The following is a 12398-nucleotide window of genomic DNA, read 5'->3' on the forward strand; positions in this document are numbered from 1 at the left end:
CGGATCGGTAAGATAAGAGAATGACATGTGGTCAAGGAAACAGAGAGGATCTGGTAGGTTCTATGGGACGAAAAGAACGAATAGCAGAACTCGATCTCATTCGCGCCTTTGCTTTTCTCGCAGTCGTCTATCAGCATGTGATCGGCGTCTTTATCAGAGAGAAAGGCTTGAGCGAGCAAGCTGCTATCGTATACGGAATGTTGTTTCATCTGCTAAAATTCGCCGTTCCGGCGTTCGTGTTTATTACCGGACTGGTCTTGTTTTACAACTATTACGAAAAAGTCAACTATCTTGCTTTCCTGCGCAAGCGGATCACGGAAATTGTGGTTCCGTACGCGATCTGGTCGGCGATCTACCTGACGGTGGTGCAGACGAAGCTGCCTGAAGCGGGCGGCGCGTTTTTCTGGCTGCTTTTCAAAAAGCTCGTGACGGGAACGGCGTCCTATCACTTGTGGTTTGTCGCGATGATCTTCCAGTTTTATTTGCTCTATCCGCTGTGGCAAAAGGTATTTCGATGGTTGCAACGCCTGGCGGCTGGTCGCCTCCGGTTTTTCGCGGTCGGTGCGGTTGTCGCTTGCGTGTATGCAAGCTTGATGTGGTTTTCCGCCCGCTATATTCCGGCGCACCCGGGCGACTTTGACGGAGGTTGGCTGGAGACGTTTTTTATCAAGTATCGCGATCGCAACAGCTTCTACTATTTTGGCTACTTTTTGCTCGGCGGCGTGGCTGCCGTGGCCCTTCCGGCTTTCCGGGACAGTCTCCGCAAGCGCTGGCCGCTGATCCTGGGAGCATGCTGTCTGCTGTACGTCTGGATTGGCTACGAGCTGTTTCGCGACTCCGGCAGCGGCACCATCAATCTGAATGTAGCGACGTCCTTGAAGCCGTCCATGTTTTGGTACACGGTCGCTTCGCTCTTGATCGTCTACGGCCTGGCGCTCTGGATCGGGAAAAAGCAAGCGGCTTGGGTGCACTGGCTGGGGCTTGTCGGGAAATATTCGTACGGCGCGTATTTGATGCACGCCCTGATCCTGACCTACGTAATGAAGGGGCTGCGCGGCATCGGGCTGTTTCACACCGGGATCATCGGCAGCCTTGTCGTTTTTGCCGTTTGCGCCATCGGCTCGTTTTTGCTGTCGTACGGGTTGGGCAAACTGCCTTTTGGCGCCCTTTTCGTGGGGGCGGCCGAGAAAAAGCAAAAGCGGGCGAGCGAGCCTGTACCCCAAAAGCTGCAAAACGCCGGGTAGCGCGACAACGCAAGCGTTTTGGCCGTCCACAGGCAGGAAGCTGGTGGGTGAAAAGACAGCCCCGAGTCGCGTCGGAAAAATGGGCGCTTTGCAAAAAGCGACGCATCAAAAAAGCGTTTTGGCACTGTAGCCAAAACGCTTTTTGCTATCCAAGGAGATTGTTATTGGGTCAAGGCTTTCTCCAAATCTTTGACACCGCTGTAGATCAAATCGAACAAGTCGTCGATGTTGTCTTCCTCGATGCACGAAAAAGCGATGCGCAGATCGGTTTGGCCGAGAGCAATCGTACCTACGCCGTATTGCTCCAAGAGGTGCTGGCGGAGTGTCTCCGCATCGACCGTTTTCAGCTTCAGGCACATGAAGTAGCCGGAGTTGAATGGATAGTAGCTCCACGCGTCGTCGTATTTTCCGCTGTCGAGCAGTTGTTTGACACGGTTGGCGCGCCCTTTCATGATGGCGTATTTCTCCTGCTTCTGGGCCTTGAACTCCGGAGAGGTAAGGGCGTGCAGGACGAAGGTTTGCGACGGGTGCGCTCCGCTGGAGATGGTCGCGCGGATGATGCCCAACGTTTTTTGCTCCAATGCGCTCAAAAGGTCGCTGGAAGGAGCGGCATACGTGATGAAACCTACGCGGAAGCCCCAGACGTACTCTTCCTTGGTCGCCCCGTCTACCTTCACGGGGAGAATGCGCGGATGCACGTTGCAGAGGCTGGGGAACAGCGACTCGTGCATGGAGTCCTCGAAGAACAACCCGAAGTACGCGTCGTCTGTCACCGCTACGATGTTGATGCCGGCTTCTGCGCCTTCCTTGAGAGCGGCGACGATTTGACGGCCTTCTTCAGCGCCCGGTGTATAGCCTGTCGGGTTGTTCGGGAAGTTCAGGACGACGATCGCTTTCCCTTTATCTTTTTGCGCCAGGATTGCATCGCGCAATCCGGTGGCATTAAATTTCATCTCATCATTATACAATGGATAGTAGACCATTTCGGCGCCACGGCGAATGGAGAAGGTCAGCTCGTAGTTTTCCCAGTTTTTATCCGGGATCACCACGCTGTCGCCGTTGTCCGCGAACAGGTCGGCCACGATGCTGAGCCCGTGCGTCAAAGCGTTGGTGACGATCGGGTTGCTGAAGGAACAGTTTGCCAGAGCAGGTTGTTCCTCGATCATTTTTTGCCGCCACGCCGCGCGCAGCTCAGGCTTTCCGGCAGGAGGAGCGTACTCATACAAATCCTTTGGCTGGTAGGCTGACAGATGATCCTGAATCACCTTCAAATGCATGGGTTGTCCGTTTTCCAGCGCGATGCCGATGGTGGCATTGTATTTTTTCGCTTTGGCTTTCGCTTCAGCGGATTGGCTCAGGATGCCCTCTTTTGGAAAGTAAATCAGCTTGCCGATCTGGGACAGCATGTCAAAAACGTGTGGATTTTCCCGCTGAATCGTGTCATTCAGCTGTGATGCCAGTGAATGCATGGTAGCCTCCTTCTTCCTTTGGAACATCTGGTACTCATCATCAATAAAGATAGCGCATCTGCATGCATTTGTCATCTAGCAGGCGGGGATTTTTCAGATTTTTGCACAGATTCCTTTGACAAACAAGGAAAACCTTTGCTACGGTGATAGCACATAGAGGAGCAGGAGGGATGACGATGGCAGAACGGACGATCGTACGGCTGGGTGATCCGATGTTGCGCGAAAAGTCAAGGCGAATTTCATTCATGACTCCTCATACGGAAACGATTGCGGAAGACATGCGGCATACGCTTTACGCGAAGAAGGGACGGGCCGGATTGTCGGCCATACAGATCGGCATCCCGCTGCAATTGATTGTCCTGGACGGCGGCAAAGGTCTGATTGAGCTGATGAACCCCGAAATCGTGGAGACGAGCGGCGTGCAGGTGGGCCCGGAGGCTTGCCTGTCCATTCCCGGCGTAGTAGGGATTGTCAGCCGCTCGCGCTATGTAAAAGTGAAGGCGTACAATCGCAAGGGCCAGCCGTTCGAGCTGGAAGCGGAAGATTTTCTCGCACGCTGCGTGCAGCATGAAATGGACCACCTCGAAGGCATTCTGTTCATCGACCATGTCGAAGCGCTGTACTCTGCCAAAACAGGAAAGCCGCTCAAGCCCAAACAAGCCAATGCCATTCTGGCATACAGAAGAGACACGTACCGCCAAGCATAGAGCGTCCGACAGCCATAAGGAGAATGACGACATGAAGCGTTGGAACATCGTACTGACAGGATTCGGAACCGTAGGCAGGGAGATTGCGCGGCTCCTCGAACAACGCCGGGACAGATACCGTCAACTGTACCAGGCAGACGTCCGGCTGGTCGGGGCCGCCCGATCGACCTGTGCGCTCTACGATCCTGAGGGTCTGCCAAGAGAGCAGTTGGAAGCGTTTGCCCAGCGCAGACAGCCAGATCGTCCGGGGTGGGACGCAACGGAGTGGCTGTCGACCGTGGAAGCGGATGTACTGATGGAGGCGGGGCCGTCTGATGTTCAGACAGGAGGGCCGGGGTTACGCTATCTCCGTCAGGCGCTTGCCAGTGGCATGCATGCGATTGCCGTGTCGAAAGGCGCGCTCGTCGTCGACTACGCAGGCTTGTCAGCCCTGGCCAAAGCAAAGGGCGTACAGTTGAAGATCAGCGGAGCAACAGCGGCCGCCTTGCCGACGATCGACCTGTTCGCCTACAATCTGGCGGGCTGTGAAATCAAGCAGGTCGAAGGCATATTTACGGGAACGGCCAACTTTGTGTTGACCAGCGTCATGGAGGAAGGAATAACGAGCGAGGAAGCGATTCGCCGGGCGCAGCAAATGGGCATCGCCGAACCGGATCCCGCCTACGACATCGATGGCTGGGACACGGCAGCGAAAATCGCCATTTTGGCCAACGCCGTGTTCGGCGCAAAGATCAAGCTATCCGATATCCCGCGGGCAAGCATCCGCGACTTGTCCCCGGCACAAATGGCGGAGTGGAAACGCGCTGGTCGGATGCCAAAGCTGATCGGCACGATCAGACGGACACGAGCCGGGGTAGAGGCAGCCGTCGAGCTTGTTGCCGTCGAAGCGACACACCCTTTTGCTGGTGTCAGCAAAACGACAAAAGCCATCCGCGTGGAGACAGACGTCATGGGCGAGTTGATGGTGGTAGGAGGGAAGTCGGATCCGGTAGCAGCGGCTGCGGCAGCGCTGAAAGATCTCGAACATTTGCTAAGCGGATAAGCTTTTCCCCCAGGCGTTGGAGGGGCGCTGTCATGCGCGGCTTCCAGCGTTCGGCAGGAATGAATCGGCACTCTTTTCGCACATACTAGGTAGGCACCACGAATCAAATAGCAGCGAGGGGGCCATACGGATGAATCAATCGTCTGATATCAATGCCGAACTGCAGCAAGTTTCTGCCTATCCAACCAAGCAGAAGATGAACCAGAAAGAAGTCGCTCTGTTTGACGAGCAGAAAGGTTGCGGCTGCACCCCCGAAGCGAAAAACGCGGCAACGACGGAGCAAGGATAGCTCCACACGAAAAAAGCCGGGCCTCTTTGTCCAAAGAGAACCCGGCTTTCGTGTAAAAAAGTCGATTATCCCGTAAATTCCTGAACCCAGTAACCGTTGGCGTAGCCGACGCCAATTTTGGTGAAGGCTGGATTCAAGATGTTTTTGCGGTGGCCTTCGCTGTTCATCCACTGGGTCATCACTTCTTGCGGACTGCGCTGCCCCATGGCGATGTTTTCGCCGGCTGTCATGTAGGTAATGCCGAATTGCTTCATCATGTCAAACGGAGAACCGTACGTCGGGCTGGTGTGGTCAAAATAGTTGTTGCTCGACATGTCCACGGCTTTCGCCAGAGCGACGTTGGACAGGGCGGCATCCATCGTGACAGGGGCAAGTCCTGCTTTGGCGCGTTCCTGATTCACCAGATCAGCGACCTGCTTGGCGAAGGCGACAGCCTGTGCTTGATCGGCCTGCTTCGCCGGAGCGGTCGGCTTGGCAACGTTCTGAGCAGGCTTTGCCGGTGCTTGCGGCGCTGGTTGCGCAGGCTTTTGCGTCGGCTGTTTCTGCACAGGTTGCGCAGGCTTTTGTATTGGCTGTTCTTGCACAGGTGCAGGATACACAGGAACAATGGGTTGTGGTTGCAGAACGTTTGGCGCAAAAGGAAGCTGAACCACAGAAGGGATCCATTGAACATACATTTTGTATGGTGTTCCGGTCGGTACCGGGCAATTTGCCGAGGCAGAAGCGGATGGGGCAAAACCGGTCAAAGCCAAGCCCAATCCGAGAGTCATCGCGATGGTAGGAACTCCAAAACGTTTCATGCTCACATCGTCTCCTTTTTTTGGCCTACGAGGTTAGTTGTCGGATTCGGATTGAGGAAACAACCCTACGCTCCTGCGAGCGATTCACCCCTGAGCGGATGCTGGATCCACAAAAAAATCCCCCGCACTTCCAACAAGGAAGTTTCGGCTTATTGGTTTGGCATGACCTAGAATAGCAGACCCTTTCCCCGAAAAGAAAGGGGCAATATCTGCCAAACCGCGAAAAACGCCGGGGTTATCGGGCTGAATCGTTCTCTTCTTCCGGCTGGTTCCATGCCGTCAATCCCCCGCGCAGCGCCTTTGCTTCATATCCATGCGCACGCAGCAGAGCAGCCGCTTTTTTCGCTTTGTTGCCCGTTGTACAAATCGTGATAATCTGGGCCTTTCGTGCGATGGATTCGATTTCTTCCGGAACGGGCTTGTCTTGTTCGCGCATACGTACATACGGAACGTTTTTGATTGCAGCGAATTCGCTTGTGAGAGTGCCCGCCTGGAATTTTGCCTCGTCGCGGACGTCAAGAATGAGTACAGGAGTGCGTTTTTTCCACAGCTCGATGACCTCCTGTTTCGTCCATGTGTCTGTTTGCATTCGCAATCCCTCCCGCGTTTATTGTAACAGATGCCTTCTTACGCAGGGTAGGAAAGAATGGTTGATTTTTACGAGTGGGTTATGGTAAAATGAAAATGCTACTTGAATACTGGAGCCTAATTCTTCGAGGTGCATGCTGATGGATAATGTTTTTGAATTCCCGATTCACACTGGCGCGGTCATCGGAGCCGCAAGGATGGAAGAGAGGAAGGGCTTTCGTCGTTTTCGGTTTTCAAAAGGCTTTAACATGGCAGTTCCGTCCTGTAACACTTTCATGTTATCGAAGTAGATCGAATTCACGTATCATGAAGGCGTATCGCAAGTCTCGCTGTGGGGTATTTCTTCATGATATGTGAGCTTTATTTGCTTCGGTAAATATGACTAGCATATTCAAAAATTAACTTTTGGAGGTTTTCTCATGCAAGCAAACGGAACGGTAAAATGGTTTAACGCAGAAAAAGGGTACGGCTTCATTCAAGTAGAAGGCGGAGACGATGTATTCGTACATTACAGCGCTATCCAAGGTGACGGCTTCAAAACTTTGGAAGAAGGCCAACGCGTTGGGTTCAACATCGTGACAGGCAACCGCGGCCCTCAAGCGGAGAACGTAGAAAAAGTGTAAGTCTCCTTGACCTGAAGAAAAAACTGTCCGTCAGCGGGCAGTTTTTTTTTCGCCACTCCATACACGGATTGTTCTCTTGCGGCGCTTTGGCCCGCCTGGGACCGGATGACATCCTGTATGCTGGTCTGTATCTCGGTTCGGATGAAGCAAGCGTTGTGTGCGTATGGAACGGTTGTTGACGACGGCATGGGCCGCTCGGCGACACGCGGTAGACGTCGGAAATGTTTTCTTTCCGGCGTCTTTTTTTTTGCCCGTTTTTGAAACGATTCAGCTGTTTCGGGTCCCACATCGTGTCAGGCATGAATCAAGCCAAGAAAAAAGAACTATGGGAGAAAGCCATAGTTCTTTTTACACGGGAGAGCGCGAATTACAGGCAGCCATCGACTTCTACCGTGAGCAGTTGGCTAGGCAGCACAGACAGACCGTTGACTTGACCGCCACCGATCGAAGTACGGCCATACGTGGTCAAAAGTACGTTTTCACGGTTGCCGTTGCGGCCTACAGTCAGGCGCACTTCGTAGTGGTTGGTGGCAGCGACAGTCGCATTCAGCGCAACCCGTGTGTTTGCTGCCAGGGTTTGTGTGACGTCGAGCAGCGAACCTACCGGATTGGTTTGCGTGACCGCTGTGCCCCAGTCCAGAACCTGCACGCGCACCTCGACTGGCTCGTTGTTGAGGTTGACCAAATCGATGTGGGCGGTAAGCGCTGTGTTCAGGTTGTTTTGCAGAATGCCAGTTGTTTGTGCGAGTGTTCGTCTTGGTCTTGGTCTTCCACCCCCTCGGTCGCTGGTGCTTTCAAACTCCATTTCAGACATCCCTCATCACTCCATTTCTTGTTGTTTTAACTAGTGGGACAATACTACAATATGAGGTCTTGTCTCCTGATGGAACGGCGAACGTAAGGGGACGAGTAACCATTTCTGATAGAAAGCGATGGAGGGAGAAGGGAAGCTTCCAGATGAAAACAACGAGACGATGCGGTGCGGCAGGCTCGCAAACGTCATCTCCCTGTCGTTGCCAGCGACAGCCACATGCTACCTGGAATGGAATCATTTTGTCATTCCTGCTACAATAGAGAGAGTCCCTTCGGGGGCTATTTTTCTAAGGAGGTTTTGTTCGATGAAACGATGGGCCTGCATCAAACTCGTCTATGAAAAGCAACTGGGGGGTGACATCTATTATGAACCCTAGTATTTTGCAAGGCACGAGAAAGCATCTGATTCACCAGCTTGTCTTTTTCGATGAGCAATATTCGCTTTTTTTCGATCAGTATGTCCGGGATTACGGCAGAGAGAAACAAATGGTTGACGATTGCATCCAGCGCTACAAACAGACGCTGGAACAACTGCTCGCCAAAGACGACAGCGCGCTGTATGAATCGCTGAAGGCAGTGGCTTTGCTTGGCAGCAGCGTGAGGGTGTTATTTGAAGAGGATGGCTTTGAGGAATCATTCACGGTGGTGTTTCCTACCGATAGTGATCCGGATCACAACAGAATTTCATTCTTGTCGCCCATCGGCAGACAGCTGTTGCTGACCGCTCCGCACAATCGTATTGTTCTGGAGAGTCCGGTTGGCAGGCAGCAGGTGCTGGTGCGGGAGATAAGCTTTACATATATGGGCGGTTTTTCAGTCCAGTAGACAAAGCGGAAGAGAAAGGCGCTAACGGTTCGGTTAGCGCCTTTTCTTTTTCCGGCTGGCTGGATGCGGAAGACGCGAGCGAAAACGCCAAAAAGAAAGACAGAGGATGATCCGATCCTCTGTCTACAGCTGTCTACAGCGAAGCTTGCCCGTCTTCGTAATTGAACTGCCACTCAATGCCGAACTTGTCGACGATGCTGCCGTAGGCTTTGCTCCAGAACGTCTCTTGCAGCTCCATGCGAACCGTTCCGCCGTCTTTTAATTTCTCGAAGCTGCTTCTCAGCACGTCGAGATTGTTGGTGACGACCGCCAAGCTGAAATTCGTTCCCGCCGCATACGGCATCCCTGGGAACGAGTCGGAAAACATCACAGGGCTGCCACAGATGAGAAGCCGCGTGTGCATGACGAGCTGTTTGGCTTCTTCCGGCAGCGGATAATTCGGGTCTTGCGGGGCATCGCCATAGGTCATGATTTGCGGTGCTTCCGTTTGGAAGACCTGGGCGTAAAATTGGACGGCTTCCCGACAATTTCCGTCGAAGGTGAGGTAGGCGTGGACAGGCATCTGTTTTCCTCCTTGTAGGTGTGCTTTCCCATTCCATTCTAGGATGGAAGCATTTTCAAGCAAATATACATGAGGCGTTCCCCCGGAACAGCCCACGTCCAACTCCTCATGCTCACCGCGAATAAACCGCCTGGTTCAGCGAGCTTGGCCGACCGAGCAAAAATCCTTGGCCGATGGGAACGCCCAATGCGGTCGCGACCGCCAGATCGTCGGGTTCCTCCAATCCTTCCAGTACCAGATGGGAGTGGCCCAGGCAGAAATCGACGAACAGGGAGACGATCTTCTGCTTGCTCGGACTGAGCGCCAACTGATTGCCAAAGTAGCGGTCCAGCTTCACAATGTCCGGCTCGTAATCTACGATCTTTCGCAAAGACGCCGCACCCGAGCCGACATCATCGAGCGCGATCAAATAGCCGTACGCACGAAGGTCGCGAATTTTTTGCCCGAGAAGCCGAATATCCCACATCTTCTCTTCCTCTGTCGCCTCGTTGATTTCCAACACGATTCGCTGGTAGCAGGCGGGATGCGCGTCCGCCATATCCGCCAGGAACGCGCAGAAGCCCGGGTGCAGCAAGGTAGAAGGAAACACGTTGAGAAACAAATAGGGCGTGTGCTGCGTTTTAGACGCATCGGCAAAATAGGAGGAAACAGCTCCGCGCATCGCGATCGTGTCCAAATCGTACAGGTAGCCGCTTTGGCGGGCCGTCTGAAAAAGCCGCTCAGGCGAAGCACCCGAAGAGCAGCGTAGCAGAGCTTCGTATCCGAAGCATTTTCCGTTCGTCAGCTCGACGAGTGGTTGAAAAACGGAATAATGCGCCGTTGGCTGGATGGAGTCGGTCATGAAAAGGGATTCCCTCCTGATTAGGAGTATGCAAACAGGCCCCCTCGTCAAAAGGAGCTACGAAAAAATGATTTTTCTCCAAAGAAGATTGTTTCGTTCATGAAAGGTTGAGTTGAGCTAATTCTACAACACGATAAAGAATTTGGCAATTAAGTTTACCAGAGAAAAAATTTTTGCCTATATACAAGTTTTCTTGATCGTCGCCCGGAGTAGGGGGAACCAGCAGCGTTTTCCGGCGAAAGCGTTGCATGGCCGCCATGACGGATGCCTGCGAAGAACGAAAGCCAGGCTCCCCCATCGAGAGCTGCCAAACAAGGACAGACGACTATACCCAAAGGGCACGGTAGGGCGTATGAATATAGAGCGAAGAGGTGACGTTGGCAACAACGAAAGAGAGGAGGTTGCAAATGGCTGTCCCCCATCCGAAACGAGCATCGACGAATAAGCTGCCTTTTTTAAACCACCTGCAATTGCAGCGTGCCCCCAAAAGCCCCCAGCCCAAAATTTTGCGCGTAAAGCAAGTGGCGAAGAAGGAGCGAACGGCTGACAAGCATCCGCCGCTGCGACCGAGAGGAAGCAGGATGGCAAAGGGCAAAGGCCCTCTCGTCCGTGACCAGGCCAGGCAAGAGCGAAGGGGAGGGAAGACGGTTGTCAAAAAGCTGCCCGGGAACAAGTCGCTCTGGAGCCAATCGTCATGGTCGAAGCCGAAACGCCTGCGGACGCCTGCTTTCCCCTCTGCAACGACAAACGAGCAAAGCGAATGGAGCGACCTGACCGAGCATGAATCTGCCGCGATCAAGGTTGACTCTGGCTTGGCTTCCTTGGCTGCGAATCCCCCTGCCGCTGAATCTGCGCAAAAGCAGCCAGCGCTCAGGCAGCAGACGAACGCCGGAAACAACCAGGTGGTGTTTGCCGATGTTGCGTACACAGAACAGACAGATCGTTCCTATGTGCAAGTATCGGTGCTGGAAGAGGTGTGGGAAGTGAACTGGGTACACGCGATCCAGGCATGCTGGAAGCAGGAGTGGCTGGAGATTCACCCGCAAATCGCGATGGATGTACAGGAGGCGCGGCATGAGAACAACGGACGCGTAGTCTGGGTCCGTGGCGAATTTGAGTTGACCGGCTACGGAACGACGGGAGAGGGGGGGAAAGTCGCGCATGAGACGCTGCGCCTTCCTTTTACCTCTACTGTCTTGCGCCCCCCTGTTGCCGATGAAAACACGAATGCGAGCAGGCATTTCGACAGCGCCTTGTCCTTGCAGGAAAAATGGATCGAGACCGGAGACTGGAAAGTGAGCCTGATGTCCGAGCCGTTCAGGCAGCACGGTGTGAGCGCACAGGATTACAGCGGAGTGGTGATCGTAAGCGGGCGAATCTGGTGGTTTCGCAAGCAGCTGGTTCCGTTGCGCGGCTTGGGCGATGGGTGAGGGATTCGTTTGGCAATGGCATGCCCGTCCATGCAACGATACGATGGAGTCGGATGCACAGTTGGCCTGTCCAAGGCGGGTATCCAGCCGCGCTAGATAGTTACTTAGGTAAATATAAGCAAAAAATGGGTAAATCACACTCGACAACAGCCAAGTCCTTTGCGAAGGCCAGGCCATACAATGAATGGTAAGATGACGCACGGAAAAGGAGGCGATCAACAGCATGGGAAAACACAACGATCCCAAAGAAAGCAAGTTCAAAGTCGAATATGTTTGCGATGACGACAAGCACGAGCACAAAGACAAAGATAAGGACAAGGACAAAGACAAGCATAAGCACCCACATAAGCCCAAAGACAAACACGAGCATGAACACAAGCATAAGCATGAATGCAAATGCGAGCATGAACACAAGCACAAGCCTGACAAGGAGCACGGCCACGGCAAGCCTGTCTCCTCATCCTGCGGCGTGGAACATGTACGCGTGTTCGGCTCCAGCACGGAAGCCACCGTCTTTCCGAAGACGATCAAGGTGCCCGTGACGCTGGCGGAAATTTCTGTCGTAGTTTGTGTGGAAGCAGATATCCAACTGGAAAAGCCGGCGCTGGAAATCATTCGTACGTGGAAAAGTGTCATTCTAGAACAGTGCGAGCTCGTTCCGACATTCAATCCGTACGTGGCAAAACTGTTCGGGAGCGGCTTCATCCGCAAAAATATCGAGTACGCTACGGCCGATCATGTTTCCGGAAGCGCGGTTTGCGGAGACATTCGCCACATCTCTGCGCTGGTGCCCTTCGATTTTTGCGCAGACATTACCTTTCCGGCCAGCGGACCGTCCCTGCAGCTTACCCCTGATTTCTCTTCGTCCGGCGAACTCGCCAACAAAGCGGGAACAGGTGCGCAGCTGAACATGGGGCTGTTCGGCAATCGGCAGGTGTACAACGAAAAGCCGCACTGTGAGCTGGTGTACTCGGAATTTACCGAGCTGGACATCGGGCAAGAGAAGGGAAAAGGGCATTGCGCCGAGCATTCCTTTTCACATGTGCGCGAGAAAATCGTCCTGAAGCTGGGGCTGAAAGTCTTGCAAGATCAGCAAGTGCCGCTGCCAGGGACGACACCTCCGCCAAAACCGCCTTATTCGTGCAAGTAACGGTAGCCAGGAAAA

The 12398-nt window shown here is 53.6% G+C and carries 14 protein-coding genes and 1 riboswitch; of the genes, 8 read left to right on the forward strand and 6 right to left on the reverse strand.

The window, feature by feature from the left end; all coding sequences use genetic code 11:
* Positions 1-62: 62 nt before the first annotated feature.
* A complete protein-coding gene (locus ACTHO6_RS11370; protein WP_440241663.1) occupies positions 63-1244 on the forward strand; it encodes an acyltransferase in 1182 nt (393 codons plus the stop codon).
* Between the two features lie 161 nt (positions 1245-1405).
* Here ACTHO6_RS11370 and ACTHO6_RS11375 read toward each other — a convergent pair whose 3' ends face one another.
* Complete coding sequence (locus ACTHO6_RS11375) at positions 1406-2713, reverse strand: aminotransferase class I/II-fold pyridoxal phosphate-dependent enzyme (protein ID WP_440241664.1); 1308 nt, start codon at positions 2711-2713, stop codon at positions 1406-1408.
* Between the two features lie 176 nt (positions 2714-2889).
* Between ACTHO6_RS11375 and def the strand changes: the two genes are divergently transcribed.
* The 3 genes from def to ACTHO6_RS11390 all read left to right on the forward strand — a co-directional run bounded on the left by def (position 2890) and on the right by ACTHO6_RS11390 (position 4751).
* Entirely contained in the window at positions 2890-3420 is a 531-nt protein-coding gene (gene def / locus ACTHO6_RS11380; protein WP_440241665.1) for a peptide deformylase, read from the forward strand.
* A 31-nt stretch (positions 3421-3451) separates the two neighbouring features.
* Complete coding sequence (locus ACTHO6_RS11385) at positions 3452-4462, forward strand: homoserine dehydrogenase (RefSeq protein WP_440241666.1); 1011 nt, start codon at positions 3452-3454, stop codon at positions 4460-4462.
* Positions 4463-4592: 130 nt separating this feature from the next.
* Positions 4593-4751, forward strand: coding sequence for a hypothetical protein (locus ACTHO6_RS11390; protein WP_440241667.1), 159 nt, complete (start codon positions 4593-4595; stop codon positions 4749-4751).
* Positions 4752-4816: 65 nt separating this feature from the next.
* On the opposite strand, the gene ACTHO6_RS11395 is transcribed toward ACTHO6_RS11390, so the two are convergent.
* Together ACTHO6_RS11395 and ACTHO6_RS11400 are read right to left on the reverse strand one after the other, a co-directional pair.
* Complete coding sequence (locus ACTHO6_RS11395) at positions 4817-5551, reverse strand: CAP domain-containing protein (RefSeq protein WP_440241668.1); 735 nt, start codon at positions 5549-5551, stop codon at positions 4817-4819.
* Between the two features lie 7 nt (positions 5552-5558).
* Positions 5559-5711, reverse strand: a riboswitch (cyclic di-AMP (ydaO/yuaA leader).
* 75 nt (positions 5712-5786) lie between these two features.
* Entirely contained in the window at positions 5787-6140 is a 354-nt protein-coding gene (locus ACTHO6_RS11400; RefSeq protein WP_440241669.1) for a rhodanese-like domain-containing protein, read from the reverse strand.
* A gap of 418 nt (positions 6141-6558) precedes the next feature.
* Between ACTHO6_RS11400 and ACTHO6_RS11405 the strand changes: the two genes are divergently transcribed.
* Positions 6559-6762, forward strand: coding sequence for a cold-shock protein (locus ACTHO6_RS11405; RefSeq protein ID WP_440241670.1), 204 nt, complete (start codon positions 6559-6561; stop codon positions 6760-6762).
* 367 nt (positions 6763-7129) lie between these two features.
* Here the strand turns inward: ACTHO6_RS11405 and ACTHO6_RS11410 are convergent, their stop codons facing one another.
* Complete coding sequence (locus ACTHO6_RS11410) at positions 7130-7576, reverse strand: hypothetical protein (RefSeq protein ID WP_440241671.1); 447 nt, start codon at positions 7574-7576, stop codon at positions 7130-7132.
* Between the two features lie 365 nt (positions 7577-7941).
* Between ACTHO6_RS11410 and ACTHO6_RS11415 the strand changes: the two genes are divergently transcribed.
* Complete coding sequence (locus tag ACTHO6_RS11415) at positions 7942-8400, forward strand: GreA/GreB family elongation factor (RefSeq protein WP_440241672.1); 459 nt, start codon at positions 7942-7944, stop codon at positions 8398-8400.
* 133 nt (positions 8401-8533) lie between these two features.
* Here ACTHO6_RS11415 and ACTHO6_RS11420 read toward each other — a convergent pair whose 3' ends face one another.
* Positions 8534-8962 carry a VOC family protein gene (locus ACTHO6_RS11420; protein ID WP_440241673.1) on the reverse strand — a complete coding sequence of 143 codons (429 nt, stop codon included), beginning with the start codon at positions 8960-8962 and terminating at the stop codon, positions 8534-8536.
* A gap of 112 nt (positions 8963-9074) precedes the next feature.
* Positions 9075-9803 (reverse strand): EAL domain-containing protein, encoded by a 729-nt coding sequence (locus ACTHO6_RS11425; protein ID WP_440241674.1) that lies wholly within the window; start codon positions 9801-9803, stop codon positions 9075-9077.
* A gap of 407 nt (positions 9804-10210) precedes the next feature.
* On the opposite strand from ACTHO6_RS11425, the gene ACTHO6_RS11430 reads away from it, so the two are divergent.
* Positions 10211-11233: a hypothetical protein gene (locus ACTHO6_RS11430; RefSeq protein WP_440241675.1), complete on the forward strand. Its 1023-nt coding sequence runs from the start codon at positions 10211-10213 to the stop codon at positions 11231-11233.
* 223 nt (positions 11234-11456) lie between these two features.
* Positions 11457-12383: a CsxC family protein gene (locus ACTHO6_RS11435; protein WP_440241676.1), complete on the forward strand. Its 927-nt coding sequence runs from the start codon at positions 11457-11459 to the stop codon at positions 12381-12383.
* Positions 12384-12398 lie beyond the last annotated feature (15 nt).

Origin of the sequence: Brevibacillus sp. SAFN-007a, assembly GCF_051967035.1 — a bacterium.
GTDB lineage: Bacteria > Bacillota > Bacilli > Brevibacillales > Brevibacillaceae > Brevibacillus.

Excerpts from the sequence above, each read along its gene's own strand:
- ACTHO6_RS11395 (WP_440241668.1), bottom strand. The coding sequence starts at position 5,551 with ATGAAACGTTTTGGAGTTCCTACCATCGCGATGACTCTCGGATTGGGC.
- ACTHO6_RS11420 (WP_440241673.1), bottom strand. The coding sequence starts at position 8,962 with ATGCCTGTCCACGCCTACCTCACCTTCGACGGAAATTGTCGGGAAGCC.
- ACTHO6_RS11405 (WP_440241670.1), top strand. The coding sequence starts at position 6,559 with ATGCAAGCAAACGGAACGGTAAAATGGTTTAACGCAGAAAAAGGGTAC.
- ACTHO6_RS11415 (WP_440241672.1), top strand. The coding sequence starts at position 7,942 with ATGAACCCTAGTATTTTGCAAGGCACGAGAAAGCATCTGATTCACCAG.
- ACTHO6_RS11425 (WP_440241674.1), bottom strand. The coding sequence starts at position 9,803 with ATGACCGACTCCATCCAGCCAACGGCGCATTATTCCGTTTTTCAACCA.
- ACTHO6_RS11390 (WP_440241667.1), top strand. The coding sequence starts at position 4,593 with ATGAATCAATCGTCTGATATCAATGCCGAACTGCAGCAAGTTTCTGCC.
- ACTHO6_RS11435 (WP_440241676.1), top strand. The coding sequence starts at position 11,457 with ATGGGAAAACACAACGATCCCAAAGAAAGCAAGTTCAAAGTCGAATAT.
- ACTHO6_RS11400 (WP_440241669.1), bottom strand. The coding sequence starts at position 6,140 with ATGCAAACAGACACATGGACGAAACAGGAGGTCATCGAGCTGTGGAAA.
- ACTHO6_RS11375 (WP_440241664.1), bottom strand. The coding sequence starts at position 2,713 with ATGCATTCACTGGCATCACAGCTGAATGACACGATTCAGCGGGAAAAT.
- ACTHO6_RS11385 (WP_440241666.1), top strand. The coding sequence starts at position 3,452 with ATGAAGCGTTGGAACATCGTACTGACAGGATTCGGAACCGTAGGCAGG.
- ACTHO6_RS11370 (WP_440241663.1), top strand. The coding sequence starts at position 63 with ATGGGACGAAAAGAACGAATAGCAGAACTCGATCTCATTCGCGCCTTT.
- ACTHO6_RS11410 (WP_440241671.1), bottom strand. The coding sequence starts at position 7,576 with ATGTCTGAAATGGAGTTTGAAAGCACCAGCGACCGAGGGGGTGGAAGA.
- def (WP_440241665.1), top strand. The coding sequence starts at position 2,890 with ATGGCAGAACGGACGATCGTACGGCTGGGTGATCCGATGTTGCGCGAA.
- ACTHO6_RS11430 (WP_440241675.1), top strand. The coding sequence starts at position 10,211 with ATGGCTGTCCCCCATCCGAAACGAGCATCGACGAATAAGCTGCCTTTT.